The organism is Paraburkholderia xenovorans LB400, from assembly GCF_000013645.1.
In the GTDB taxonomy this organism is placed as follows: Bacteria; Pseudomonadota; Gammaproteobacteria; order Burkholderiales; family Burkholderiaceae; genus Paraburkholderia; species Paraburkholderia xenovorans.
Map to the genome: position 1 here is coordinate 4,107,938 of NC_007951.1, position 25,562 is coordinate 4,133,499.

At 65.0% G+C, this 25,562-nt stretch carries 22 protein-coding genes; 9 read left to right on the top strand and 13 right to left on the bottom strand.

Annotated features, from left to right (window positions below):
* Positions 1-41: 41 nt before the first annotated feature.
* The 3 genes from BXE_RS18390 to BXE_RS18400 all read right to left on the bottom strand — a co-directional run bounded on the left by BXE_RS18390 (position 42) and on the right by BXE_RS18400 (position 3,710).
* On the bottom strand, positions 42-1,553 hold the full coding sequence (locus tag BXE_RS18390) for a DegQ family serine endoprotease (protein WP_011489729.1): 1,512 nt from the start codon (positions 1,551-1,553) through the stop codon (positions 42-44).
* A gap of 188 nt (positions 1,554-1,741) precedes the next feature.
* The gene (locus BXE_RS18395) at positions 1,742-3,043 is read right to left on the bottom strand and encodes an ATP-binding protein (RefSeq protein ID WP_011489730.1); all 1,302 of its coding nucleotides are present in this window, start codon (positions 3,041-3,043) and stop codon (positions 1,742-1,744) included.
* Positions 3,044-3,047: 4 nt separating this feature from the next.
* Positions 3,048-3,710 carry a response regulator gene (locus BXE_RS18400; RefSeq protein WP_011489731.1) on the bottom strand — a complete coding sequence of 221 codons (663 nt, stop codon included), beginning with the start codon at positions 3,708-3,710 and terminating at the stop codon, positions 3,048-3,050.
* Between the two features lie 220 nt (positions 3,711-3,930).
* Here BXE_RS18400 and dacB point away from each other — a divergent pair, with 220 nt between their 5' ends.
* The 3 genes from dacB (at position 3,931) to BXE_RS18415 (ending at position 8,150) form a co-directional block, all read left to right on the top strand.
* The gene (gene dacB / locus BXE_RS18405) at positions 3,931-5,655 is read left to right on the top strand and encodes a D-alanyl-D-alanine carboxypeptidase/D-alanyl-D-alanine endopeptidase (protein ID WP_038458532.1); all 1,725 of its coding nucleotides are present in this window, start codon (positions 3,931-3,933) and stop codon (positions 5,653-5,655) included.
* 187 nt (positions 5,656-5,842) lie between these two features.
* Positions 5,843-6,808 carry a sterol desaturase family protein gene (locus BXE_RS18410; RefSeq protein WP_011489733.1) on the top strand — a complete coding sequence of 322 codons (966 nt, stop codon included), beginning with the start codon at positions 5,843-5,845 and terminating at the stop codon, positions 6,806-6,808.
* 94 nt (positions 6,809-6,902) lie between these two features.
* Positions 6,903-8,150: an SGNH/GDSL hydrolase family protein gene (locus BXE_RS18415; protein ID WP_011489734.1), complete on the top strand. Its 1,248-nt coding sequence runs from the start codon at positions 6,903-6,905 to the stop codon at positions 8,148-8,150.
* Positions 8,151-8,651: 501 nt separating this feature from the next.
* On the opposite strand, the gene BXE_RS18420 is transcribed toward BXE_RS18415, so the two are convergent.
* From BXE_RS18420 to BXE_RS18460, 9 genes are all read right to left on the bottom strand, one after another.
* Entirely contained in the window at positions 8,652-9,692 is a 1,041-nt protein-coding gene (locus tag BXE_RS18420; RefSeq protein WP_011489735.1) for an L-threonylcarbamoyladenylate synthase, read from the bottom strand.
* 10 nt (positions 9,693-9,702) lie between these two features.
* The gene (locus tag BXE_RS18425; protein WP_011489736.1) at positions 9,703-10,899 is read right to left on the bottom strand and encodes a 5-(carboxyamino)imidazole ribonucleotide synthase; all 1,197 of its coding nucleotides are present in this window, start codon (positions 10,897-10,899) and stop codon (positions 9,703-9,705) included.
* A 98-nt stretch (positions 10,900-10,997) separates the two neighbouring features.
* Positions 10,998-11,516 carry a 5-(carboxyamino)imidazole ribonucleotide mutase gene (gene purE / locus BXE_RS18430; protein ID WP_007180510.1) on the bottom strand — a complete coding sequence of 173 codons (519 nt, stop codon included), beginning with the start codon at positions 11,514-11,516 and terminating at the stop codon, positions 10,998-11,000.
* Positions 11,517-11,668: 152 nt separating this feature from the next.
* Positions 11,669-12,559, bottom strand: a complete 891-nt coding sequence (locus BXE_RS18435) for a phosphoribosylaminoimidazolesuccinocarboxamide synthase (protein WP_011489737.1) — start codon at positions 12,557-12,559, stop codon at positions 11,669-11,671.
* A gap of 132 nt (positions 12,560-12,691) precedes the next feature.
* Positions 12,692-13,756 carry a class II fructose-bisphosphate aldolase gene (gene fba, locus BXE_RS18440; RefSeq protein WP_011489738.1) on the bottom strand — a complete coding sequence of 355 codons (1,065 nt, stop codon included), beginning with the start codon at positions 13,754-13,756 and terminating at the stop codon, positions 12,692-12,694.
* Positions 13,757-14,017: 261 nt separating this feature from the next.
* Positions 14,018-15,454 (bottom strand): pyruvate kinase, encoded by a 1,437-nt coding sequence (gene pyk / locus BXE_RS18445; RefSeq protein WP_011489739.1) that lies wholly within the window; start codon positions 15,452-15,454, stop codon positions 14,018-14,020.
* Positions 15,455-15,911: 457 nt separating this feature from the next.
* Positions 15,912-17,105 carry a phosphoglycerate kinase gene (locus BXE_RS18450; protein WP_011489740.1) on the bottom strand — a complete coding sequence of 398 codons (1,194 nt, stop codon included), beginning with the start codon at positions 17,103-17,105 and terminating at the stop codon, positions 15,912-15,914.
* 272 nt (positions 17,106-17,377) lie between these two features.
* Complete coding sequence (locus tag BXE_RS18455) at positions 17,378-17,701, bottom strand: AzlD domain-containing protein (RefSeq protein ID WP_011489741.1); 324 nt, start codon at positions 17,699-17,701, stop codon at positions 17,378-17,380.
* Complete coding sequence (locus BXE_RS18460) at positions 17,698-18,444, bottom strand: AzlC family ABC transporter permease (protein ID WP_011489742.1); 747 nt, start codon at positions 18,442-18,444, stop codon at positions 17,698-17,700. The genes BXE_RS18455 and BXE_RS18460 overlap by 4 nt, the downstream gene beginning before the upstream one ends.
* Before the next feature lie 218 nt (positions 18,445-18,662).
* On the opposite strand from BXE_RS18460, the gene BXE_RS18465 reads away from it, so the two are divergent.
* The 6 genes from BXE_RS18465 (at position 18,663) to BXE_RS18490 (ending at position 23,667) form a co-directional block, all read left to right on the top strand.
* Complete coding sequence (locus BXE_RS18465; RefSeq protein WP_011489743.1) at positions 18,663-19,586, top strand: branched-chain amino acid transaminase; 924 nt, start codon at positions 18,663-18,665, stop codon at positions 19,584-19,586.
* A gap of 62 nt (positions 19,587-19,648) precedes the next feature.
* A complete protein-coding gene (locus BXE_RS18470; protein ID WP_007180502.1) occupies positions 19,649-19,843 on the top strand; it encodes a zinc-finger domain-containing protein in 195 nt (64 codons plus the stop codon).
* Between the two features lie 417 nt (positions 19,844-20,260).
* Positions 20,261-21,286, top strand: a complete 1,026-nt coding sequence (gene waaF, locus BXE_RS18475) for a lipopolysaccharide heptosyltransferase II (protein WP_011489744.1) — start codon at positions 20,261-20,263, stop codon at positions 21,284-21,286.
* Between the two features lie 177 nt (positions 21,287-21,463).
* Complete coding sequence (locus BXE_RS18480; protein WP_007180500.1) at positions 21,464-21,910, top strand: nuclear transport factor 2 family protein; 447 nt, start codon at positions 21,464-21,466, stop codon at positions 21,908-21,910.
* Between the two features lie 34 nt (positions 21,911-21,944).
* On the top strand, positions 21,945-23,099 hold the full coding sequence (locus tag BXE_RS18485) for a YheT family hydrolase (RefSeq protein ID WP_011489745.1): 1,155 nt from the start codon (positions 21,945-21,947) through the stop codon (positions 23,097-23,099).
* Positions 23,092-23,667: a DUF2946 family protein gene (locus BXE_RS18490; RefSeq protein ID WP_011489746.1), complete on the top strand. Its 576-nt coding sequence runs from the start codon at positions 23,092-23,094 to the stop codon at positions 23,665-23,667. Before BXE_RS18485 ends, BXE_RS18490 begins: the two co-directional genes overlap by 8 nt.
* A gap of 76 nt (positions 23,668-23,743) precedes the next feature.
* Here BXE_RS18490 and BXE_RS18495 read toward each other — a convergent pair whose 3' ends face one another.
* Positions 23,744-25,453, bottom strand: a complete 1,710-nt coding sequence (locus tag BXE_RS18495) for a M48 family metalloprotease (RefSeq protein WP_038457380.1) — start codon at positions 25,451-25,453, stop codon at positions 23,744-23,746.
* Positions 25,454-25,562 lie beyond the last annotated feature (109 nt).

Here is a 25,562-nt window from a genome sequence, read left to right on the forward strand (position 1 = left end):
TCAAACCGCCAATCGGTTCGTCCGGCGCGCACGCCTTCTGCTCAGCCCAGATCGACCGGCACGAAGATCTGCGCGTTGTCGCGCTGGATCAGCAACGCGATGCTGTTGCCGGCACTGGCGATCATCTGCTTCAACTGGTCGACGCTCGAAATGGGCCGGCCGTTGACGGCCAGAATCACGTCGCCCGGCTGGATGCCGGCGCTTTCCGCCGCGCCGCCCGACTGCTGCACCAGCAGACCATGCGACACCGACGCACCGCTCTTCTCTTCCGGCGTCAACGGCCGCACCGCCACGCCGAGCCGGCCTTGCAACTGGGTCGGTTGATCGGCCTTGTCCGAGGCAACCTTCGCATCCGACAACGAACCGATGGTCACCTTCAGGTCCTTGGTGGCCTTGTCGCGCCACACCTGCACGGTTGCCGAGCTGCCCGGCGCCAGACCCGCGACCTGCGACGGCAGATCGGCCGAATCGCCGACCGGTTCGCCGTTCACCGACAGAATCACGTCGCCCGGCTGCAAACCGCCCTTGGCCGCGGGGCCGCCCGGATCGACCGAGCTCACCAGCGCGCCTTGCGGCTTCTGCATGCCGAACGAATCGGCGAGCGTCTGGTTCATGCCCTGCACCGCCACGCCGAGGCGGCCGCGGCTCACGTGGCCGGTCTTGACGATGTCGTCCTTCACCTTGATCGCTTCATTGATCGGGATGGCGAACGAAAGGCCCTGAAAGCCGCCCGTTTGCGAATAGATCATCGAATTGATGCCGATCACTTCGCCTTGCAGATTGAAGAGCGGGCCGCCCGAGTTGCCCGGGTTCACCGGCACGTCGGTCTGAATGAACGGCGTGTAGTTTTCGTTAGGCAGCGAGCGCGACTTGGCGCTGATGATGCCCGAGGTCACCGTGTTGTCGAAACCGTAAGGCGAACCGATCGCGACGACCCACTGGCCGACCTTGCTCTGACGCGGATCGCCGATCTTCACGGTCGGCAGGTTGCTCGCGTCGATCTTCAGCACGGCGACGTCGGACTGCTTGTCGGCGCCCACCACCTTCGCGCGGAATTCGCGCTTGTCGGTCAGCTTCACGGTGACGACGTTGGCGCCGTCCACCACGTGCGCATTGGTCAGGATGTAGCCATCGTTGCTGACGATGAATCCTGAGCCCAGGCTCGCGCTCGGCTGATCGGGCGCATCGCCGCCGTCGCCGCCCTGCATGCCCGGCATGCCGCCGAAGAAGTGCTTGTAGAACTGGTAGAACGGATCGCTGGGATCGATCGGCAACTGGTTGCCGCCGCCGTTGCCGGGATTACCGCGCAGCGCCGTCTGCTTGACGACGTACTTCGCGCTGATGTTGACGACGGCCGGCCCATAGGTTTCGACGAGGCCGGAGAAATCGGGAATGCCGGTTTTGGCGGCGGCTTCGGCGGGCATCATCGCGGCTTGCACCGGGGTAATCACCTGCGGCGTGGGCACGTCGCGATGCCCCGCCACATAGCCGGCGGAAAGCGCTACGGCGACAGCCACTGCAACAGCGCTGCGGGACAAGGTTTTCGCGTTCATCGTGTACTCCTGACTGGGAGAAGAGACTTTGGATGTCTCGAAGAGTACGTCGCATCGCTTAAAAGAGTCTTAAGCAGCGACAGATCGCTTCCGTCCTGTTTTTCAGGGCTGTTTGTGGTTCGTTTGTGGCTCGTTTGTGGCCTGCTCGAGCCCAGTTCAGGTCTCTTTACAATCAGAAAGCTCCGCCCTCAAAAGCGCACGTTGACCTGCAACCCGCCCGCCGGCGATTCGTCGAGCGACACGGCGGCGTGATGCTGCACGGCGATGCGGCGCACGATCGCGAGTCCCAGACCGCTGCCCGTCACGTCGGTACGCGCGCGATTCGCGCCGGCGCCCGCGCGATAGAAACGATCGAATACGCGATCGCGTTCGGCCGGTTCGATCCCCGGCCCGCTGTCGGCGATCCGCACGACCGGGTGCCCTTCTTCCACGCGCAGATTGACATCCACATGGCCGCCGCGCGGCGTGTATTTGGTTGCGTTGTCCACGAGATTGTTGAACATCACGCGCAGCGCGTCGGCGTCGCCGATCACGGTGGCGGACTCCGTCGCCTCGATGCCGAGATCGATGCCGCGATTCTGTGCAAGCGGCGCGTAAGCCGCCACGCACTCCTGAAGCAGCGCGCGCAGATCGATCGCGTCGGTGGCGGCGAGGCCGTCCGGTTCGGAACGCGCGAGCGCCAGCAACTGTTCGGCAAGACGCGTGGCGCGGGTCACGCCCGCCTGCAGATCGGCGAGCGCCTCGCCGCGGCCGGCTTCGTCTTTTGCGCGCGCCACCAGTTGCGCCTGGATCTGCACGGCGGCCAGCGGCGTGCGCAATTCGTGCGCAGCGTCGGCGACGAAGGCTTTCTGGATATCGAGCGCGGTGGCGAGCCGCTCCAGCAGACCATTCAGCGCACGCACGAGCGGTTGCACTTCGAGCGGCAGACGCTGGTCCGGCAATGGATCGAGCGCCTCGGGGCGACGTGCGTCGAGCGCGCTGGTCACGCGCCGCAACGGCCTGAGTCCGCGCCCGACGATCACCCACACCGCGAGCCCCAGCAACGGCAGCAGCACGATCAGCGGCCACAGCGTGCGCAGCGCGACGTTCGCGGCGAGCCGGTTACGCACGGACACCGGCTGCGCCAGTTGCACCACGTTATCGCCGACGATCGCGCCATACACGCGCCACTCGCCGCGATCCGTGTGCTCGGTCGAAAAACCGAGTTCGGCGCGTGGAGCGAGCGGTGCACGCGGACGCGAGTAGTACATCAGCACGCCATCGCGATTCCAGATTTGCAGCACGATGCCTTCGTCGCCGGTATCGCGCGAACCCAGCACCTGGGAAAACGGTTCCGACGGCAGTGCCGCGGCGATCTGCTCCAACTGGTAATCGAAAAGTTCGTTGGCTTCGGCAAGCGCCTGCCGGTAGATCAGCCAACCCGCGATGCCGACGCCGAGCAGCACCAGCGCCAGCAGCCACACCAGCAATTGACGGCGGATCGAACGCATCGGCTCAGGCGTCCTTCGCGATCATGTAGCCGAGACCGCGTACGTTGCGGATCAGATCCGCGCCGAGTTTCTTGCGCAGCGCGTGAATGTAGACCTCGACGGTATTGCTGCCGATCTCTTCGCCCCAGCCGTACATTTTTTCCTCGAGCTGGCTCTTCGAGAGCACGGCGCCGGGACGCGCGAGCAGCGCCTCGAGCAGCGCGAATTCGCGCGCCGACAACGCGACCGGCGCGCCTTCGAGCGTGACCTGATGCGAGGCGGGATCGAGCGTCAGGTTGCCGAGGCGGATGGTCGAATCGCTGCGCCCGGATTGACGGCGGATCAGCGCGCGCATGCGGGCGCCGAGTTCGTCGAGATCGAAAGGTTTGACGAGGTAGTCGTCGGCGCCGGCGTCGAGGCCTTTGACGCGATCCGCCACGGCATCGCGTGCGGTGACGATCAGCACCGGCAACGCGTGGCCGCGCGCGCGCAGCGTGCGCAGCACGTCGAGACCGTCGCGCCTGGGCAGGCCCAGGTCGAGCAGCACGAGATCGTAAGGCTGGCTCGCCGCCGCGCTGAGCGCAGACTCCCCGTCTTCCACCCAGTCGACCGCGAAGCCTTCGCCGCGCAGCGCCTTGCGCACGCCTTCAGCGATCATCCGGTCGTCTTCGACTAGCAAGATGCGCATGGTTATCCGTTCCGAATCGTTCGATGATGCCGCATTCTAGCGCCCGTCCCCGGCATGTGCGGCGCGTGGCGCATTTTCCACCGCAGCCCGGCGGCATGTCTCTACAATGGGCGCTTTGCGTCGCGCGGCCGGCGACTCGTCCGCGCACCGCGCGATGCATTGCCGCAGCCTCGATTACCGCGTGCCCCACGCCCTGACATTTTGCTTTTTTCGCCCGTCCATGACGCACGCTTTTCTGACCTCTCTCGCACGTCGCGTATTCCATGCCGCGCGCCGTCCGGGTTTCCCGTCTGCTTCCGACACGCCCAACGTTTCCACGCCTCGCCTGCCTCACTTGCCTCACTTGCCTCACTTGCCTCACTTGCCGCGCCTGCCTCGCCGGTTCGCGCCGCGCGCGAGCGGCTGGCTGCTCGCCTGCGTCGCGCTGGGCTGCGGCGCATCGCTGCCGCTCGCCGCGCAGGCTCGCGTCAAGGCCACGCATCCGAGCGTCAACGTCACGACGGTCTTGCCGCCGTCGGTGATGGCCGGCTTGCAGCGCGCACACGTGCCGTTGACGTCGATCAGCGTGGTCGTGGAGAAAGTCGGCGACCGCACGCCGATCGTCGCCCTGAACGCCGGCAAGCCGATGATGCCCGCCTCGACCATGAAGCTCGTCACCACGTACTCAGGCCTGTCGATACTCGGCCCCGAGTACCGCTGGCGCACCAGCGCCTATGCGGACGGCACGCTCGACGCCAACGGCGTGCTGCACGGCAATCTCTACATTCAGGGCACGGGAGACCCCAAGCTCGTGCCCGAAGAACTGATCGACCTCGTGCAGAAGATCCACAAGACGGGCATCAACGGCATCGACGGCGCGCTGGTGCTCGACAAGCGCTACTTCGATCCGTCCACACGCGACCTGCCGCCGTTCGACGACGACGCCACCGCGCCGTACAACGTCGGCCCCGATCCGCTGCTCTATGCGTTCAAATCGCTGTCCTTCACGCTGACGCCGTCGCCCGACGGCAGCGTGGCGATCGACGTGCTGCCCGCGCTCGCGCAGCTGCAGATCGACAACCAGATGCACGCTGTCAACGGCCCATGCCGCGGCGACGCGGCCTCCGTGTCGCCCACCGTCACGCCGCAGCCGAACGGCACTGTCGTAGCCTCGTTCGACGGCGACTATTCGGTGCGCTGCGGCCCGCGCACGATCAACGTCGCGGTGCTCGATCATTCGGCGTTTTTCGCGGGCGGTTTTCTCGCGCTGTGGCAGCAGACCGGCGGCACGTTCAGCGGCGCGACGCGCGAAGGCGCCGTACCGGTGGGCGCCAAACTGGTGGCGACACACCAGGGGCCGATGCTGTCCGACATCGTTCGCGACATCAACAAGTTCAGCAACAACACAATGGCGCGCAACCTGTTCCTGACGATCGGCGCCACCGAGGAAAAGGGACCCGCCACGCCTGCCAAATCGGCGCGCGCGATCGAAGCGTTTCTGCGCCGCGACAGCATCAACATGGAATATCTGACGCTCGACAACGGCTCGGGCCTTTCGCGCGACGAGCACATCACCGCGCTCGCGCTCGCCGATCTGCTGCAGCGGGCCAACGCGAGTCCGGTCGCGCAGGTGTTCGTGGAGTCGCTGCCGATCGCGGGGGTCGACGGCACCATGCGCAACCGGCTGACCAACCAGGGCGCGGGCGGCAACGCGCACATCAAGACAGGCACCTTGCGCGACGTGCGGGCAATCGCGGGCTATGTGGCCTCGGCGGACGGCAATAGTTACGTGGTCGTCAGCCTGATCAACGATCCGCATTCAGAAGCCGCACGCGCCGCGCACGATGCGCTGCTCGAATGGGTGTACCAGGGTCCGTCGCAAGGCTTTACCAAAGTCTCCGATCCGGTCGTCGAACCGCGTAGCAGCAAGCCCAGGAAAAACCCGCATCAGCGCGGCGCTCACTGAGTGTTCCTTCTAGCGAAGCCGCGCGCGGCAACGCCCTAAGCGTGTACGCTGTCGGGCAGTGTTTGAGGTGCGCGTAAAACGCTGGACGCGGCGCCGGGACCGCACACCGTCGATGGTCCCGCTCAAACGATAACGACAACACCGTCTGCGCACGGCGCGACGGCCAGGGACCACGGAGGAAGACACGATGCAATTCGATGCCGAATTGCTACTGCTCGGCATGGCGCCAGTCTTTCTCGCATGCATCGGCTGGGAGGCGTGGCACCTGAAGCGCGCCCGCCCGGGCGCGCAACTCTATAGCTGGCGCGACACGCTCTGCAACGCCGCGCTCGCGCTAATGCAGCAAGCCGCCGACAAGCTCGCATGGCTCGCCATCATCCCCGTCTACGCATTCTTCTACGACCACTACCGCGTTTTCACGTGGCAGGCGAGCTGGGTTTCGTTCGTCGTCCTGTTCGTCGCTCAGGATCTGCTCTACTACGTGTTTCACCGTTGCAGCCATCGTGTGCGCTGGCTTTGGGCCGCGCATGTCGTGCACCACTCGTCGGAACGCATGAATTTTTCGACCGCGTTTCGCCAGAGCCTGATGTATCCGGTTGCGGGCATGTGGCTGTTCTGGATTCCGCTTGCCGTGCTCGGCTTTCCGCCGAAGCAGATCGTCGCGATCGTGCTGATCAACCTCGGCTTCCAGTTTTTCGTGCATACGCAGGCCATCGGCAAACTCGGCTGGCTCGAATACGTGTTCAACACGCCGTCGATCCATCGCGTGCATCACGCGCGCAACGACCGCTATATCGACCGCAACTATGCCGGCGTGCTGGTGATCTGGGATCGCCTGTTCGGCAGCTACGTCGAGGAAGACCCGCGCGATGCGCCGGTCTACGGCATCGTCGAGCCGCTTCACACATACAACCCGCTAAAGGCGACGTTTCACGAATGGGTGTCGATGGCCGCCGACTTCGCGAGCGTGTCCGGCTGGCGCAACAAGTTGCGCGCGCTGTTTGCGCCGCCCGCGTGGGCCGCGGATTATCACGCGCGGCGCGGCGCCGGCGCGTTGATGTCGTGCGCGCCGGACACAAGTGAAAATTCAGGCGAAACGATTCGCGTGAAGCAGGACCATACGGCCGCGTTTCGAGCACCGCGCAGGCCGTAGAAGATTCTGTAAGCTGTCGTCACGCCGCTCAAGCGGTGGGCGCTGCCTGCAACACATGGCATAAGGGCCACACATACGAGGAGATGTAGTCAACATGAAACAAACGGCATCGAGGAAACAACATTGGCTGCGCGTGACGCAGATCGCCATCGCCAGCACGGCTTTTGCGTTGCTCGCGGCTTGCGGCGGGGGCAGCGATAACAACAATGCGAGCAGCACGCCTGCCGGCGGCGTCAAATTGCAGGTCGTGTCGTTCGGCGACAGCCTGTCGGATGTCGGCACGTATTCGCCGGTGATTCAGGGGAGCTTCGGCGGCGGCCGCTTCACGACGAACCCGGGCGAAGTGTGGACCCAGAAGGTCGCCGAGTATTACGGCGACACGTTGACACCGGCATACCTCGGCGGCTTCGGCCAGCCGCTGGTCGCGGCGGGTGGCTATGGCTACGCGCAGGGCGGCTCGGACGTCGTCAACGCCCAGGGCCAGGGTTGGGCGCCCAATAACATGGCCGCGACGACCGTGCCGGTGGTGACGCAGGTGGCCAACTATCTGGGCGCGCATACGAGCTTCAACGCGAACCAGCTCGTGCTGATAAACGGCGGCGCGAACGACATCTTCCAGTTCGCGGGGACCACCGCCAATCTGACCGCGCTCGGCACTGCGCTGCAGACGCAGTACCCGCTGCTCGTGCAGGCCGGCAAACTGCCGAACTCGCAGGCAGGTCAGGTCGCGTTCATCGTCGGCTATCTGCAGCAGCTGGCCAATCCGCAGATCGCGCAGGCCGCCACGCAGCTTGCCGCGCAAGTGCAGACCATCGTCAACTCGGGTGCGACTCACGTGGTGGTGTCGACGGTGCCGGACATCGGCAATACGCCGCTCGGCTTGGCGGCCAACGTGAGCACACCTGGCTCGGCTGCCCTGTTGACCGGAATTACCGCGGCGTACAACTATCTGCTGGTTCAGAACATGACAGCGCTTGGCCTGCTGGGCACGGGCAAGGTGATCGTGGCCGATGCGTTTACGTGGCTGGATCAGCAGTTGCCGAACTACCAGGCGCTGGGTTTCACGGTGTCCAACACCGGCACGGCGTGTAACCTGACGTCGATGCAGAACAACGCGACTGCGTACGCCACTGCCAATCCGAGCGCGACGAACGGGCTGACTCCGGCGCAGTATGGCGCCCAGTTCGGTTCGTCGCTATTCTGCTCGCCGCAGACTTATACGGTGGCTGGCGCTGACCAGACGTACATGTTCGCGGATACGGTTCATCCGAGTTCGCACCTGCATGCGTTGTTCGCGCAGTATGTGCAGCAGCAGATTGCGGCGACGGGGTTGGGGAAGTAAATTGAGGATGGCCGCGCTGCGGGGTGGGGTTTGCGGCGTGGCCGTTTCGAGCAGAGAATACCTGTGCGGCACTATCGACTCGACGGGCGCGAAGCCGGCGCCACCGTGGCGTGCAAAACGAATCCCTGGTTGCATACCCGTCCGCGATGCAGGCAGTGCGTAATGGGAACCGATGAGCGCGTTGTCGCGAGAGCACCCCCCGCAGACGGCCTGTTATGAATTGCCCATCGGCGCGCGCAGCGCCGCCGGAGGTATGACAGCCTTGTCACCAGGGCCGAATGTGCGAGAACACAGATTCCAGATGGTCCACTACCGTGACTGTGCGGGAGACCCGCTTAAGAATTAGCGGTGTAAAGCCGCTTTCTTTGCCTACTTTCTTTGCGGCATGCAAAGAAAGTAGGTGCCGCCCCGCACAGGGGCAACGCTAATAAACCAGAAACGATTCAAGAAAAGCCCAAAACAACCAAACAAAACCCGCCGCACAGGCAAAACCCCCACCCATCACCCCTGCGCTTCAAAAGCAGCCGCAGCCCGCCCCAACCGATCATTAACAGCAATCCACTCAATCGTATCCGGCAACTTCTCGATAAGAATTCGCGTGACGTTCGCGCGATCAAGCGCCCTCAACAACCCATACAGTTCACGCGCATAGACATGCGGATCTTCAGGCGCAGCAACGAAATGCACCCCTTCTGCATCGGCCCAATGCCCAGCACGGGAAACCCGCGCCACCAACGCCACGCGTTCGTCCACATGCCGCGCGGCAAGCAAAGTCTCCAGCGCACCAAAAGGCAATAACGCCAAAGGCGTGCTCGGCGCATAGTGCGCCTTCAACGTGCCGGAAGCGCGCGGCGCAGTCGCGTCCGAACCATCGGGCAAGCGCGGCGCCTCGCCGAGCACGTCGGCGATATCCTGCGGCGTGACACGCCCCGGCCTCAACAGCGCCGGAAAGCCGCGCGACAAATCCAGAATGGTCGATTCGATACCCACATCCGAAGCGCCGCCGTCCAGCACATGAATCGTGTCGCCGAACTCGTCCCGCACATGTTGCGCCGTGGTCGGGCTCACATGGCCGAACCGGTTCGCCGACGGCGCCGCCACACCGCCATGTCCGCTGCGCAATGCGCTGAACGCCTCAAGCAAAGCTTGCGCGACAGGATGCGACGGGCAGCGCAGCCCCACCGAATCCTGCCCGCCGCTCACCGCCGCCGGAATGCGGGCGGCGCGCTTCAGGATCAACGTGAGCGGGCCAGGCCAGAACGCGTCGATCAGCCGCTGAGCATCCGCCGGCAAATGCTCGACCCAGTAGTTCGGATCGCCTTGCGGCGCGAGATGCACGATGACGGGATGATTCGCCGGCCGGCCCTTCGCCGCATAAATACGCGCGACCGCGTCAGGATTCTCCGCGTCGCCGCCGAGACCGTACACCGTCTCCGTGGGGAACGCGACCAGCTCTCCCGCGTCCAGCAGCGCCGCCGCGTGTTCGATCTGCGCGGCGCTCACAGGCAATGCGCCTTCGGCGGCTTTCTGTTGATCCGGCATGGCTCTCGTGTCAGCTCGTGATGATGTGCAGAAGCCGTGCGCAATCGCGCGCAGCGGTGCGGGCTTCTTCGAGCGTAGCCGCCGTGAAGTTCACGTGGCCCATCTTGCGGCCGCAACGCGCCTCTTCCTTGCCGTACAGATGCAAACGCGCCGCCGGCATCGCGGCGACCTCCTGCCAGGGCGGCGTGACCGCCGGGCGCTTCGGGCCGTCCGGAAACCACACGTCGCCGAGAATGTTGAGCATCACCGCCGGCGAATGCTGACGTGTATCGCCCAACGGCATGCCGGTCATGGCGCGCACCTGCTGCTCGAACTGGCTGGTCGCGCAGGCGTCGACCGTGTAATGGCCGGAGTTGTGCGGACGCGGCGCCATTTCATTGGCGACCAGCGAGCCGTCTTCAAGAATGAAAAACTCGACGCACAGCACGCCCACGTAACCGAGTTTGTCGGCGATTTGCAGCGCGGCCTGCTGCGCCTGCTGAACGAGCGTCGGGCTCGCGTCCGGCGCCGGGACAATGGTGTGCGACAGCACGCCGTCGCGATGCGTGTTCTGCGCGAGCGGATAGACCACCGAGGCGCCGCTCGCTGCCCGCGCAATCAGCGCGGACACTTCGAACTTCAGCGGCAACCGCTTTTCCAGCACGCACGGCACTCCGGCGAGCGAAGCATGCGCCTCGCGCACTTCCTCGGCGTTGCGCACGCGAATCTGGCCTTTGCCGTCGTAGCCCATGCGGGCGGTCTTGAGAATGCCCGGCAGCACGGCTTCGAGTTTGGCGTCGTCGAGCGCGGCGAGCGCATCCGACGATTCGATCACCACATGCGGCGCGACCGTCACGCCCGATGACGCAATGAAGCGCTTCTCGGCAATGCGGTCCTGCGCCACGGCGACGCAGCGGCCAGCCGGACTCACGAAGGTGGTCCGCGCGAGGAAGTCGAGGCTCGCGGCAGGCACGTTCTCGAACTCCGTGGACACCGCCGCGCACAGCCGCGCGAGCTCGGTGAGCGACGCTTCGTCGTTGTACGCCGCGCGCAGATGCCGATCGGCAACGGCGCCCGCCGGACTGTTTTCGTCGGGATCGAGCACGGCGACGCGATAGCCCATAGCCTGAGCGGCAAAGCAGAACATGCGGCCGAGCTGGCCGCCACCGACCATGCCAAGCCATGCGCCGGGCAGAATCGGTGAAACCGGGTTGTTGTCTGGGTTCATCTTAGTGGTCGGTCGCGGCCGGTGTGCATGCAATGCGATGGCAGGCACCCGGCCGGGGGTCGGACAGGGGGACGTCTTGAAGCAATCAGTCTGTGCGCTTATAGCGCCGGCAACACCATAGCGTGAGCCGCTTCGTTCTGGCGCACGCGGAACGCAGCCAGCTTCTCCGCGTATTCATTGCTCGTGCCGCTCAGCAGCGACACGGCGAACAGTGCCGCGTTCGCCGCGCCGGCTTCGCCAATCGCAAACGTGGCGACCGGCACGCCCTTGGGCATCTGCACGATCGAATGCAGCGAATCGACGCCCTTCAGGTACTTGCTCGCCACCGGCACGCCGAGCACCGGCACCGTGGTCTTGGCCGCCAGCATGCCCGGCAGATGCGCCGCGCCGCCCGCGCCGGCGATGATCGCGCGAATGCCGCGTTCACGCGCGCTTTCAGCATAGGCGAACATTTCGTCGGGCATGCGGTGCGCGGACACGACCTTCGCTTCGTAGGGCACGCCGAATTCCTGCAGAATGGCCACGGCGTTCTTCATGACTTCCCAGTCGGAACTGGAGCCCATCAGCACGCCGACAACCGGCGCGCCATGCGTATGGGCGGTTTGAGCTTCACTCATGTTACGGCTTCCTTGTTTCTCGAGAGCGCCCCGGAACCGGTCGATTCGCGCCAGCCCCCGCGGGGACCAACGGCGAAGCGGAAAACCTGGGGCGGTCTTTGCTGCCTCTTCTGCCCTATCTCAGGCGGCGCGAACCCAACCGGTGCGCGTAATCACGCGAGCTTGTGTCCGGTCAGGCGTTCGAGCGCTTCCTGGTATTTCTCGCCCGTCTTCGCGACCACGTCGTCGGGCAGCTTCGGTGCCGGCGGCTCTTTCTTCCACGGCTGGGTTTCGAGCCAGTCGCGCACGAACTGCTTGTCGAACGACGGCGGATTGGTGCCGACCTGATACTGGTCGGCCGGCCAGAAGCGCGACGAGTCCGCGGTCAGCGCCTCGTCCATCAGGTACAGCTTGCCGTGATTGTCCAGCCCGAACTCGAACTTCGTATCCGCGATGATGATGCCGCGCGTCGCGGCGTAATCAGCGGCTTCCTTGTACAGCTTGATCGAGATGTCGCGGATCGTGGCCGACAGTTCGGTGCCGATGCGGCGCTCCATCTCGTCGTACGTGATGTTTTCGTCGTGGTGGCCCATTTCGGCCTTGGCTGCCGGCGTGAAAATCGGCTCGGGCAGCTTCTGCGCGTTCTGCAGACCCGGCGGCAGTTCGACGCCGCACACCGAACCGGTTGCCTGGTAGTCTTTCCAGCCGCTGCCGGCCAGATAGCCGCGCACCACGGCTTCGACGAGGATCGGCTCGAGGCGCTTCACCACCACCGCGCGGCCCTTGACCTGCTCGACTTCGTCTGCCGCCACCACCGATTCGGGCGCGACGCCCGTGAGGTGGTTCGGCACCACGTGCTTGAGTTTTTCGAACCAGAAGTTCGCCATTTCGTTGAGCACGCGGCCCTTATTCGGAATCGGCTCGCCCATGATGACGTCGAACGCCGACAGACGGTCGGTCGTGACGATCAGCAACTGGTCGTTGCCCACCGCATAGTTGTCGCGGACTTTACCGCGGCCGAGCAGCGGCAGCGAGTGGAGCGTGGATTCGTAGAGGGTAGACATCGTCGTGGTTCGCTAAAAATGGGGCAAAAAGTGTGACCGGAACAAAAGGGAAACGCCGTTCCCCGGATGATGCGGGAACGGCGATCTAACGACAACCTGGCCAAACGGCCAGGCGCAGTGCATGTTGATAGCTTAGCGGACGACTTGCGCGAGCTCGCCCGACTTGTACTTCTCCGCGATTTTATCAAGCGTGACCGGCTTGATCTTGCCCGCCTGGCCTTCGCAACCGAATTGCGTGTAGCGCTCGATACAGATCTTCATCGCCGCTTCGCGCGCCGGCTTCAGGTAATCGCGCGGATCGAACTTGCCCGGGTTGGTCGCCATGTAGCGGCGGATCGCGCCGGTGATCGCCAGACGCAGGTCGGTGTCGATATTGACCTTGCGCACGCCGTTCTTGATGCCTTCCTGGATTTCCTCGACCGGCACGCCGTAGGTTTCCTTCATGTCGCCGCCGAATTCGCGGATTTCAGCGAGCAGTTCCTGCGGCACCGACGACGAACCGTGCATCACCAGGTGCGTGTTCGGAATGCGCTGGTGGATTTCCTTGATACGCTGGATCGACAGAATGTCGCCCGTGGGCTTCTTGCTGAACTTGTACGCGCCGTGCGAGGTGCCGATCGCGATAGCCAGCGCGTCGCACTGGGTCAGCTTGACGAAGTCGGCAGCCTGTTCCGGATCGGTCAACAACTGCTCGCGCGTCATCGTGCCTTCCGCGCCGTGGCCGTCTTCCTTGTCTCCCTTCATGGTTTCCAGCGAACCGAGCACGCCCAGTTCCGCTTCCACCGTGATACCGATCGAATGCGCCGCTTCCACGACCCTGCGCGACACGTCGACGTTGTACTCGTACGAGGCGACCGTCTTGCCGTCGGCTTCGAGCGAACCGTCCATCATCACGCTGGTGAAACCGCTGCGGATCGCCGCCATGCAGACCGCCGGCGACTGGCCGTGGTCCTGGTGCATCACGACCGGAATATGCGGATACGACTCGACCGCGGCTTCGATCAGGTGGCGCAGGAACGCCTCGCCCGCGTACTTACGCGCGCCGGCCGAAGCCTGCATGATGACCGGTGCGTTGACCTTGTCGGCGGCCGCCATGATCGCCTGCACCTGCTCCAGGTTGTTCACGTTGAATGCCGGAAGCCCATAGCCGTTTTCAGCGGCATGGTCCAGCAGTTGACGCATTGATACGAGAGGCATGCTTAACTCCTTAGATTGAAACGAATTCCTGTGCCGTCGGCATCTTTTGGGCGATTTTATCGCGAAGCATGCTGCATACCCGTCACACCTTCCCTGAAGCGCGGAGCGGTCCTGCTCGCTGCAACGCGCGACTGGAGCCTGTGCGCCGCCTCTCGCGGGGCATGGCAGCCTGCTTCGGTCAATCAGCCGGGTACCGATCGAGCCGTGTGCGTGGCAACGGAGGAGGCGCTGAAGGCCTTCCTCCGTTGCCACGCAGCACGATCAATACGGCTCGCCGACCCGTACGATCTTCAGCGTATTCGTGCCGCCGGCCTGCCCCATCGGCTCGCCGACCGTCAGCACCACCATGTCGCCGCGCGACGCGTAGCCCTTGCTCACCACGGTCTCCAACGCCTGCTGCAACGCCGTGTCGCGGTCGGTGTTGGTATCGAGATGCAGCGACGTCACGTTGCGATACAGCGCCATTGCCCGTTCACTGCCGACGCGCGGCGTGAGCGCGAAGATCGGCACGTGAGTCCAGTGACGCGACATCCACAGCGCGGTCGAGCCGGATTCCGTCAACGCCACGATCGCCTTCGCGCCGAGATGGAACGCCGTGAAGAGCGCGCCCATTGCGATCGACTGGTCGATCCGCGTGAACGTGCGGTCGAGGAAATCCTTGTCCAGCTCCGACTGCTCCGACTTCTCCGCCTCGATACAGATCGCCGCCATCGTCTCGATGGTCTGCACCGGATACTTGCCCGCCGCCGATTCCGCCGACAGCATCACCGCGTCCGTGCCGTCCAGCACGGCGTTGGCGACGTCCGACACTTCGGCGCGGGTCGGCACCGGCGCGTGGATCATCGACTCCATCATCTGCGTGGCGGTGATCACGAACTTGTTCGATTCGCGCGCCATACGAATCATGCGCTTTTGCAGCGCCGGAACTGCGGCATTCCCCACTTCCACGGCCAGATCGCCGCGCGCGACCATGATGCCGTCCGACGCGTCGAGAATGCCTTGCAGCGCCGGAATCGCTTCGGCGCGCTCGATCTTGGCGATCATCTTCGGCTTGACGCCGAACGGCGCGCCGGCAATGTTCGCCAGCTGGCGGGCCATTTCCATGTCGGTCGCGTTCTTCGGAAACGATACCGCGACATAATCGACGCCGAGCGACATGGCGGTGCGAATATCTTCCATGTCCTTGGCGGTCAGCGCCGGCGCGGACAGGCCGCCGCCCTGGCGGTTGATGCCCTTGTTGTTCGACAGTTCGCCGCCGATCTTGACGACCGTGTGGATCTCGTTGCCGATCACGCGCGAGACGTTCAGCACGATCAGGCCGTCGTTAAGCAACAGCACGTCGCCCGGTTTCAGGTCGCGCGGCAGGTCTTTGTAGTCGAGGCCGGCGCGTTGCTCGTTGCCGAGTTCGCAGTCGGCGTCGAGCACGAACGGCTCGCCGGCGACCAGCATGATCTTGCCGTTTTCAAATTTGCCGACCCGGATCTTCGGGCCTTGCAGGTCCGCCATGATGGCGACTTCGCGGCCGGCCTGGCGGGCCGCCTCGCGCACGAATCCGGCGCGCTGGCGGTGGTCGTCGGCGGTGCCGTGCGAAAAATTGAGCCGCACCACGTCCAACCCTGCCTGAATCATTTGCAGCAGGATTTCCGGCGTATTGGAAGCCGGTCCGATGGTGGCGACAATCTTGGTGGCGCGATGCATGAGTCTCCTCGTCTGGGTGAGATCGCTGGAAAGAGCGCTGCGAGTCGGATGCGGAGGCTGCGCACCGAAGGATGCTGCCGGGGGCTGCGCGCCGGTTGAAACCAGCGTCGCTTTATAGGGTGAAGCGGTGTTCGAGAGCAGCACGGGAGGTGCCGGTGGGGAGATGAGCGCGATCTCTTCGTCCGGGAGTTCTGCGGGAGAGGGGGCGGTTTGTACAGCGTCTGCGCTGGACGATTTCGCGGCCTTCCCGGCAGTGGTCAACTCCGCGAGCCCGAGAGGCGAGCCGGATTCTTCATGTTGCTGGCTAGCTGGGCCGCTCGCGAACTCGCCTGCGGAGCCGGCCGCCGGAGTGGCGGCGGAGCGCGCCGCGCGCTCCCCTGCCGATGCCGCTGCGCTGTTGCGCGGCTTGCCGCCACGCGCATTCGCAGACTTTGCCGTTGGGGAGCGCGTCGCCACGTTAAGCCCGCGATTCCAGAACTTCGACCGCCGGCAGCTTCTTGCCTTCGAGGAATTCGAGGAAAGCGCCGCCGCCCGTCGAGATATAGCTGACCTTGTCGTGGATGCCGTACTTGGCGATCGCAGCAAGCGTATCGCCGCCGCCGGCAATCGAGAACGCCGACGATTTGGCGATAGCCTCCGCCAGCGTCTTCGTGCCGTTGCCAAACTGGTCGAATTCGAACACGCCGACCGGACCGTTCCACACGATCGTGCCGGCCTTTTCCAGTTGCGCGGCGAGCACTTTGGCCGTTTCCGGCCCGATGTCGAGGATCAGGTCGTCGTCCTGAACGTCGGCGACTGCTTTGACTTCTGCCTTGGCGGTCGGGGAAAACTCTTTCGCCGTGACCACGTCGGTCGGGATCGGCACCGAGGCGCCGCGGGCTTTCGCCGCGTCGATGATGGCTTTGGCTTCGTTCACCAGATCGGCTTCGGCGAGCGACTTGCCGATCTTCAGGCCCGCGGCCAGCATGAACGTGTTGGCAATGCCGCCGCCCACGATCAGTTGATCGACCTTGTCGGCGAGCGACTTCAGAATGGTCAGCTTGGTCGACACCTTCGAGCCGGCGACGATCGCCACCAGCGGACGCTTCGGCGCGCCCAGCGCCTTGCCGAGCGCTTCGAGTTCGGCCGCGAGCAGCGGGCCGGCGCACGCCACCGGCGCGTATCTGGCAATACCGTGCGTGGTGGCTTCGGCGCGGTGCGCGGTGCCGAATGCGTCGTTCACGTAGATGTCGCAGAGCTTCGCCATTTTCTGCGCGAGCTCGTCGGAATCTTTCTTTTCGCCCTTGTTGACGCGGCAGTTTTCCAGCAGCACGACCGAGCCCGGCGCGACGTTCACGCCGTTTTCGACCCAGTTCGCCACCAGCGGCACCTCGCGGCCGAGCAGTTCGGCCAGACGTTTCGCGACCGGCGCAAGCGAGTCTTCAGGCTTGAAATCACCCTCTGTGGGACGGCCCAGGTGCGACGTGACCATCACGGCGGCGCCCGCGTCGAGCGCGGCCTTGATGGCCGGCACGGAAGCGCGGATACGGGTGTCTTCGGTGATGTTGCCTTGATCGTCCTGCGGCACGTTCAGATCGGCGCGGATGAACACGCGTTTGCCGGATAGCTTGCCTTCGGCGATCAGATCGGAGAGACGCAATACCTTGTTCATGGGCGTGTGTGTGCGAGTTGATGAGAAGGCGGTGGCGGACGGCGCGCGGCACTCGGGCGCGGTGAACTCCAGCGCTCAGGCACGGCAGCGGTTCCACTGAATCGGGTGCCGGCGGCAGGGCCGCGGCTTCGCGCGCCTTGCCGCGGCGCGGTTATCCCGGAAACGACCATTTTAACTGATCCACACTGCCTTCTGACCCGCAACGGAGCGAATGTCCCGTATTTGAAGGAGGCGGCGCGCGTGCCGCGGCGCAGCATTTCCTGTCTCATCCGTCACATGAAGAGGCGCAACAGCGTGAACACGACCATTCCGACGACAATCGTGCCGAGCATGGTGCGCCGCCACAAAAACCACCCGAGACCCGACAGCGTGGCGTAGAACTCATGGTTCGACAGCGCGAACGACAGGCCCTCGGGGGTCGCCAGCACGTCCGGCAACACCACGGCGGCGAGCGCCGCGGCCGGCGCATAGCGCAGCATCCGCTGGACCCGCGCCGGCAAAACCGTGCGCTCGCCGCCGATTAGAAACATGGCGCGTGTCAGGGCGGTGACGAAGGTCATGCCGAATATGGCCAGCCAGATCTGCGTGGACGTCATCGGGAACCTCCGGTGCTGTTACGGATGCGGCGCAAGTCGGCGCGCTCGACCATCAGGTCGGCGGCGCTGCCGGCAACGATCGCCGCGATTACCGCGAGCGGCAGCCCGAGCCGGTACGGCAGGTCGAACGCGAGCAGCGACACCACGCCCGCGATTGCAACCGCGACCAGCGTGGAGCGCGTCGCGATCGCCGACACCATGATGGGCAGCAAGGCCAGCGTGCCCGCCAGCGCGAGGCCCCAGTTGTCGGGAATCAGGCTCGCCAGCAGAATCCCGGCGATCGACGACACCTGCCACGACAGCCAGCTGCACAGCGCCATGCCCCAGTAGTACGGCTCCTTGCCCGGCACATAGCCGGTCGGGAAGCTCTTCTTCTGGAACAGCAGGTAGATCACGTCGCCGTTGAAGTAGCCGAGGACGATGCGCCGCCACATCGGCAGATAGGAGAAATGCGGCGCCAGACCGACGCTGAAGATCACGAAACGCGTATTGACCATCGCGGCGGTGAGCAGCACGGTCCAGACCGGCAGCCTGGCGGCGAGCAGCGGCAGCACCGCCAGTTGCGACGAACCGGCGTAGCACAGCAGCGACATGGTGAGCGCCTGCGGCAACGTGAGCACTGACTTGCTCATGGCAATGCCGGTGACGAGGCCCCAGGAGAAGATCGCCATCAGCGTGGGCGAGTAGTCGCGCGCGCCCTCGCGGAAGGCACGGCGATCGGTTTCTGACAGGCGAGCGAGCATGAGGCGAAACGCGGACGCGAGAGGCGTCGCAGCGTAGGGAAGTGGGCGCCAGGTCGTCAAGCACCCGCTGGCGCATCCGGATCTGAATTATGCGTGCGCTGGATTATAGCGTCCGGAATGCGGCCAAATGCTCGTTCCGCGTGCAAAAGACGCTAAAATGCCGGTCTTGGCTATGCCTGTCATAGCTATGCCTAACAACGCACCTGCTGGAGAATCGTATGTCAATGGCCGACCGCGACGGCAAGATCTGGATGGATGGCAAGCTCATCGACTGGCGCGATGCCAAGATTCATGTGCTCACCCACACGCTGCACTACGGCATGGGCGTCTTCGAGGGCGTACGCGCCTACAAGACCGCTGACGGCGGCACCGCGATTTTCCGATTGCAGGAACACACAAAGCGCCTGCTGAACTCGGCCAAGATCTTCCAGATGGACGTGCCGTTCGACCACGAAACGCTCGCCGCCGCGCAATGCGAAGTGGTCCGCGAAAACAAGCTCGAATCCTGCTACCTGCGCCCGATCATCTGGGTCGGTTCGGAAAAGCTCGGCGTGTCGGCCAAGGGCAACACCATCCACGTGGCGATCGCGGCCTGGCCGTGGGGCGCGTACCTTGGTGAAGACGGCATCGCCAAGGGCATCCGCGTGAAGACTTCGTCGTTCACGCGCCATCACGTGAACGTGTCGATGGTCCGCGCCAAGGCGTCGGGCTGGTATGTGAACTCGATCCTCGCCAACCAGGAAGCGATTGCCGACGGTTACGACGAAGCGCTGCTGCTCGACGTGGACGGCTACGTGTCGGAAGGCTCGGGCGAGAACTTCTTCCTCGTGAACAATGGCAAGCTTTACACGCCGGACCTGGCGTCGTGTCTCGACGGCATCACGCGCGACACGGTCATCACGCTGGCGCGCGACGCGGGCATCCAGGTGATCGAAAAGCGCATCACGCGCGACGAGGTCTATACCTGCGACGAAGCGTTCTTCACCGGCACCGCCGCCGAAGTCACGCCGATCCGCGAACTCGACAACCGCACGATCGGCTCCGGCGCACGCGGCCCGATCACGGAGAAGCTGCAATCGGGCTTCTTCGACATCGTGAACGGCAAGAGCGACAAGTACGCGCACTGGCTGACCAGGATTTAACGCGCGCTGCGCCGGCCTGTACCGGCGCAGCGCACGCCCCCTGCATACAACGAGAATCCCTCATGAGCGAAATCAAGGAAATGCCGCTGGTCGAACTGTCGGCAAAAGATCTGCCGGCTTACTGCCCGAACCCGGCCATGCCGCGCTGGAGCGCCCATCCGCGCGTCTTTATCGACGTCACGCACGGCGAAGCCAAGTGCCCGTACTGCAGCACGCGTTACAAGCTGCGCGACGGCGAAGTGGTCAAGGGTCATTGAGCCCGGCGCGCTGAGTACCGGTTGCTTGTGGTGGCGCTTGCCGGAGCGGCTGCGTGCTTCGTCGCGGGTCGCATTTCGGTTTGCGCTGCGGGTTTGCGCGGCAGTTTGCGTTTCGGTTTGCATTTGGGTTTGCGTCGCGGACTTTGCCTCGTGACCTGCCGCGTGTTGCGCGGCCCGGCGCGCTGTTCGACAGGCCGGCCGTGACCGTGCGGCACACGGTGGTCACGCCGGCGCGAAAGCAAAAGCGAACGCGCACCCCCGTCCCACAGCAGCCACGCCACAGCAAGGCCGCCACCGCGGCGCGTCCGGCCACGCCGGAATCGCGTGACGCGGCTCGCGGCTTTCCCCTTTTACCTATCCGAATGCCACGCGCATGGCTCGCGCGAGGTTTCGTTTCGACACCGGACACTCATTCTGATGCGTCGCGCGTTGGTTATCGCACCGAACTGGATCGGTGACGCATTGATGGCGCAGCCGCTGTTTGCGCGCCTCGTGAAATTGCATCCGCGCATCGTGATCGACGCGGTCGCGCCCTCGTGGGTCGCGCCCGTACTTGAACGCATGCCGGAGATCCGCGACGTCTACGCCACGGATCTCGCGCACGGCAAGCTGCAGATGCTGCGCCGCTGGCAGCTGGCGAGCGACCTGCGCGACGTGGGCTACGACGCCGCCTACGTGCTGCCGAATTCGCTCAAGTCGGCGCTGATTCCGTGGATGGCGGGAATCCGGCTGCGCATCGGCTACACCGGCGAAAGCCGCTACGGCCTGTTGAACGTGCGTCACGCGAATCCGCGCAAGGACGAGCGCCCGCCCATGGTCGGCCAGTACGCCGCCCTCGCCTACGCGCCCGGCGCCAAGATGCCCGACGACCTGCCGATGCCGCGCCTCGAAGCCGACCTGAACGAAGCGTCGCGCGTCTCGGCGCGCTTCAATCTGGATACGCGCGTGCCGCTGCTGGTGTTCTGTCCGGGCGCCGAATACGGCCCTGCCAAGCGCTGGCCACCCGAACACTTCGCGGCGCTCGCGCAAATGGTCGGCCAGTCGTTCCCGTACACGCAGATCGTCGCGCTCGGTTCGCCCAAAGATGCGCCGCTCGCGCAGGCTATCGCCGAGAAAGCGCCGAACGTGCGCAACCTGTGCGGCCAGACCGCGCTGGGCGAAGCGTGCGCACTGATCTCGCGCGCCAACGCGGTCGTCACCAACGACTCCGGGCTGATGCACGTGGCCGCCGCGCTGCGCCGGCCGCTGGTGGCCGTGTACGGTTCGACCGATCCGCGCCACACGCCGCCCTTGTCCGAGCTTGCGAAGGTACAATGGCTTCATCTCGAATGCAGCCCCTGTTTTGAGCGCGAGTGTCCGCTCGGTCATCTGAACTGCCTGAAGCAGTTGAGCGCCGAGCAGGTATTCGGCGATTTGCGCGGCATGTTGCTCGCGCAACGCTGAGCCCGCCGGCACCGCTGACACTTGCACGCAACACCGCACGCCCCTGAGCGCGTCGCGTCATGTTCGCGCCTTGCGGCGCGGGCATTCTGGCGCTCGGGTGCGATTGTCCGGTGCTCCGGACTGTCCCGCTGACCGCTGCCCCGCAACCGCGCGCCGCGCACAAGAGACTGACGAGCCATGCCACGTTTTGCCCATATCTTCGAAGCCGCCGCCGATACCCTGAACGCCTATTACCAGGCCGTCGCCGAGGTCAATATCGACAGCTTGATGGGTCTGTGGATCGATGAAGAGTTCGTCAGTTGCATCTGCGCCGACGGTTCCCACCTGCACGGCCTCGAAAGTATTCGCGCCGGCCTGCAGATCCAGCTCGAAGCCGCGCCCGTTTCCATCGAGCCGCTCGACATCCGCGTCTACGACAGCCTCGGCACGGTGGTCTACGCAATTGCCGAAGCACACCGGCCGGCCGATCCGAAGGCCACGCCTGCAATGGTGTTCACCACTTACGTGATGGTCCACGAACGCGGCGAATGGCGCATTGCGCATATTCACGCGAGTCCGATGCCCAATGAAGCCGCCAGCCAGTTCGCCACGAAAATGCGACACGGCCAGGGGTCGCTGCACTAACGCGTTGCACGCGTTTTACTTTTTTGAAGCAGGCATGAGCACGCCCCGCAGGAAGTCCTCCACACTGAAAGAAGTCCCCTTCTTGGGGGAGCGGCAGACGACGCACGACACATCCGCGTCTTCGGGCACGGCACGCGCCGAGGCCGCTGTCGAGGCCGCTGTCGATGCCACCGTCGAGTTGCTCTACCGTGCGCCGCTCTGGCTGCCGAACCGGCATGTGCAAACCATCGTCCCGTCGCTGTTCGCACGCCGCCCCGCGGTTTCGTTCCGGCACGAGCGCTGGGACACGCCCGATGGCGACTTCATCGATCTCGACTGGGTCCAGCATGACGGACAGGCCCAGTCAGCGCTCACGCACGGCGCCGCACCCCGGATTCCCGCCGACACCGCCCCGCTCTTCGTGCTGTTTCACGGCCTGGAAGGCAGTTCGGGCTCGCACTATGCCGCCTCGTTGATGGCAGCCGCGCGCGAGTACGGCTGGCATGGCGTGGTGCCGCACTTTCGCAGTTGCAGCGGGCCAATGAACCGGATGCCGCGCTTCTATCATCTCGCCGACAGCAACGAAGTCGACTGGATCCTGCGGCGTTTGCGCGCCGCGCATCGCGGGCCGGTGGTCGCGGCCGGCGTGTCGCTCGGCGGCAATGTGCTGCTGCGCTGGCTGGGCGAGCGGCGCGAGGACGCGGCGTCGGTGGTCTCGGCCGCCGCGGCGATTTCGACGCCCATCGACGTGCATGCGGGCGGGCGCGCGTTGTCGCAGGGTTTCGGGCTCGTCTATACGCGCAGTTTCCTCAAGACGCTCAAGCAGAAGGCCGAGCAGAAGCTGATCCAGTTTCCCGGCCTGTTCGATCGTGACACGATGCTGGCGAGCCGCACCATGTACGAATTCGACAACGTGGTGACCGCGCCGCTGCACGGCTTTCGCAATACCGACGAATACTGGAGCACGGCGACCACGCGCCCGCTGCTGCCGCACATTCAGGTGCCGACACTGGTGCTGAACGCGCGCAACGACCCGTTTCTGCCGGCTGAGGCCTTGCCGTCTCGGCATGAGGTATCGGCGGCGGTGGAACTCGACCAACCCAGGCACGGCGGCCACGCCGGCTTTATGACCGGGCCGTTTCCGGGCCGCATCGACTGGCTGTCGCGGCGCGTGTTCGGCTATCTGGAGCGGCACGTCGATCATGGATGACATCGTCAGGCAGGCCTTGGCCAAATGGCCGAATGTACCCAGTTGCACGGGGTGGCTGATGCTGGATCGGCGCGGCAACTGGCGCATGCGCGACGAGGCCGCGCAGGCGAGCGGTTCGCCGGGCACGCCGATCCGCCATGAAGCGCTGCTCGGGTTCATCAACCGGAATTACGATGTCGACGAACACGGGCAATGGTTTTTCCAGAACGGCCCGCAGCGCGTGTACGTGGAACTGGGCTATACGCCGTGGGTGGTAAGGTTGTCGGCCAATGCCGGCGGCGCGCTCGCGTTGCAGGATCAGGCCGGCGGCGCTTTCGAACCCGCCGCCGTGTTCGTGGATGAAGAAGGCGGAATACTCTTTGCCGACGGCTCGGCGCAACCGAGAGTCGCGGTCTTGCACGACCACGATCTGGACGTGTTCTCCGAGCACGCAACGCTGACAGACGACGCCATGAGCGGCGAGTTTCGCTGGAACGACCAACTGACGTTGCCGCTGCAGGCCGTACGGCGAGGCGATGTTGCCGGCCGCTTCAGGTTTGTGCCGAGTCCGGCAGCCGCGAGCGCCTAAGTACCGTAGTTGTTTGCGCCGCGCGGCCTGTTTCATCGGGCAAGGTCGGCGAAACGCAGCGAACCATGAGCAGCGGCTAGCTCTTTTCGTCCAGCCGCTCCTCTTTATAGCGGCTCTCCATCTCATGCAGCCTCGCGTCCACGGTCGCGAGATCATAGTAGCCAATCGCCTTCAGATCGCGCGCGTCCTTCAACTGCCGGATCGCCGAAGGCCATGCGCCTTCGAGCGCGAACTTTTCGGCCATCGCCCGATGCTGCGTCAACGCGTCGCCCGTGCCGGCGCTGGCCTGCGCGAGATACAGCCACCAGGCAGGCTGATCGGGCTGGGCACGCGTCTCTTTTTGCGCGAGCGCCTGGGCATCGGCAAAGCGGTGCAGCGTCAGCAAGGTGCGGATATGCATGTCGATGGCGGCGTTCGACTGCGGCCAGCGCTTCTGCGCGAACTCGGCCAGACGCGCGGCCTCGTCGTCGCGGCCGGCGCGCCGCGCGATGTCGGCGGCCAGTACGTCGAGGCTCGGCGAACTCCGCGCGGTTCCGCCCTCGGCCTGCTCGCCCGCCGTGAACGCCGCGCGGCACGAGGCCAACGACGCCACCGCGTCGTCGTAACGTTCGAGCAGCATCTGCCCGTATGCAATGCCATACCAGTTTGCCGCGACGTTGACCGCCGTGCGGTCCTCGATCTCCGAGCGCAGGCGCGAAATCTCATCGCCGTACTCGCTGCGCGACTGGTCCTGCAGCAGCCGCGAGCGGGCGCGCACAAAGCCATACTCGGCCGATTGATGCGGTTGCCGGTAAGGCGCGCGGCGCGCACGGTCCTCCATGTCGGCAATCCGTTCGCCAGTCAGCGGATGGGTACGCGCGTAGGCCGGGATGCCCGTGTCGCTCATCGCGGCGCGATCGAGCCGGCCGAAGAAGGTCGTCATCGCGTACGGATCGTAGCCGGCGCCGGCCAGCAGCAGAAAACCGACGCGGTCCGCCTCGTGCTCGGCGGAACGCGAGAAACGCAACTGGTTGTCGACCGCATACGCCTGGCCGCCGATCGCGATCGCGCTGCCCAGATCGCCGCTGTGTGCGAGCACGCCGGCGAGCACACCGAACAGCATGCCGGCGAGCGCAGCATAGGTGCTGCGCTCGCCCGCCGTGATCATGCGCGAGATGTGCCGCTGCAACACGTGTCCCATTTCGTGACCCAGCACCGACGCCAGTTCGGATTCCGTCTGCGTCGCCACGATGAGGCCGGTGTTCACGCCGATAAAACCGCCCGGCAGCGAGAACGCGTTGATCTGCGGATCGCGCACCGCGAACAGATCGAAGTCCGGACGATACCCGCCGATATAGAGCGCACTCGCCGCCGCGGCAAGTTTCGCGGCGACCGAGTTCAGGTAGTCGCGCACCAGCCAGTCGTCGAGATAGTCAGGATCGCGGCGCAGTTCGCGCATCACGCGCTCGCCGAGTTTGCGTTCGGCCTGCGGCGTGAGCGAGCCCGAACCGCCGTTGCCGAGATCGGGTAATTGCTGCGTGACGATCGGCGCCCGCCAACTGGTGTTCGCGCCTGAATTGCCGGAGAGGCGGCTCTGCGCCCCGCCGTACACGCCGAACACACCTTGCGCGATGTCGGAGGGGATGAGCGGATCGGCGTAGGTATCGGCCGGCCCACTGACCAGCGGTGGTTCCGCGGAGAACGTGCTGGGCGTCGCGCCCGAAACACCCTGCGATTGCGCGAACGCGCCCGGCGCCGTCGCCAGCGCAACAGACAACAACGCAGCAAGGAACCGTTTCGGGCGCATCGCGAGGTCGGTATGACGAAGTCGAAAAGCGAAGCCCGCCGCTCGGACTAAGATAGCGGGCATGAGGCAATTGTAATCAGTCGTCACGCGAATTCGTGTGATTCACGTC

Coding starts and splice junctions, on each gene's coding strand:
- BXE_RS18390 (WP_011489729.1), bottom strand. CDS start 1,553: ATGAACGCGAAAACCTTGTCCCGCAGCGCTGTTGCAGTGGCTGTCGCC.
- BXE_RS18395 (WP_011489730.1), bottom strand. CDS start 3,043: ATGCGTTCGATCCGCCGTCAATTGCTGGTGTGGCTGCTGGCGCTGGTG.
- BXE_RS18400 (WP_011489731.1), bottom strand. CDS start 3,710: ATGCGCATCTTGCTAGTCGAAGACGACCGGATGATCGCTGAAGGCGTG.
- dacB (WP_038458532.1), top strand. CDS start 3,931: ATGACGCACGCTTTTCTGACCTCTCTCGCACGTCGCGTATTCCATGCC.
- BXE_RS18410 (WP_011489733.1), top strand. CDS start 5,843: ATGCAATTCGATGCCGAATTGCTACTGCTCGGCATGGCGCCAGTCTTT.
- BXE_RS18415 (WP_011489734.1), top strand. CDS start 6,903: ATGAAACAAACGGCATCGAGGAAACAACATTGGCTGCGCGTGACGCAG.
- BXE_RS18420 (WP_011489735.1), bottom strand. CDS start 9,692: ATGCCGGATCAACAGAAAGCCGCCGAAGGCGCATTGCCTGTGAGCGCC.
- BXE_RS18425 (WP_011489736.1), bottom strand. CDS start 10,899: ATGAACCCAGACAACAACCCGGTTTCACCGATTCTGCCCGGCGCATGG.
- purE (WP_007180510.1), bottom strand. CDS start 11,516: ATGAGTGAAGCTCAAACCGCCCATACGCATGGCGCGCCGGTTGTCGGC.
- BXE_RS18435 (WP_011489737.1), bottom strand. CDS start 12,559: ATGTCTACCCTCTACGAATCCACGCTCCACTCGCTGCCGCTGCTCGGC.
- fba (WP_011489738.1), bottom strand. CDS start 13,756: ATGCCTCTCGTATCAATGCGTCAACTGCTGGACCATGCCGCTGAAAAC.
- pyk (WP_011489739.1), bottom strand. CDS start 15,454: ATGCATCGCGCCACCAAGATTGTCGCCACCATCGGACCGGCTTCCAAT.
- BXE_RS18450 (WP_011489740.1), bottom strand. CDS start 17,105: ATGAACAAGGTATTGCGTCTCTCCGATCTGATCGCCGAAGGCAAGCTA.
- BXE_RS18455 (WP_011489741.1), bottom strand. CDS start 17,701: ATGACGTCCACGCAGATCTGGCTGGCCATATTCGGCATGACCTTCGTC.
- BXE_RS18460 (WP_011489742.1), bottom strand. CDS start 18,444: ATGCTCGCTCGCCTGTCAGAAACCGATCGCCGTGCCTTCCGCGAGGGC.
- BXE_RS18465 (WP_011489743.1), top strand. CDS start 18,663: ATGTCAATGGCCGACCGCGACGGCAAGATCTGGATGGATGGCAAGCTC.
- BXE_RS18470 (WP_007180502.1), top strand. CDS start 19,649: ATGAGCGAAATCAAGGAAATGCCGCTGGTCGAACTGTCGGCAAAAGAT.
- waaF (WP_011489744.1), top strand. CDS start 20,261: ATGCGTCGCGCGTTGGTTATCGCACCGAACTGGATCGGTGACGCATTG.
- BXE_RS18480 (WP_007180500.1), top strand. CDS start 21,464: ATGCCACGTTTTGCCCATATCTTCGAAGCCGCCGCCGATACCCTGAAC.
- BXE_RS18485 (WP_011489745.1), top strand. CDS start 21,945: ATGAGCACGCCCCGCAGGAAGTCCTCCACACTGAAAGAAGTCCCCTTC.
- BXE_RS18490 (WP_011489746.1), top strand. CDS start 23,092: ATGGATGACATCGTCAGGCAGGCCTTGGCCAAATGGCCGAATGTACCC.
- BXE_RS18495 (WP_038457380.1), bottom strand. CDS start 25,453: ATGCGCCCGAAACGGTTCCTTGCTGCGTTGTTGTCTGTTGCGCTGGCG.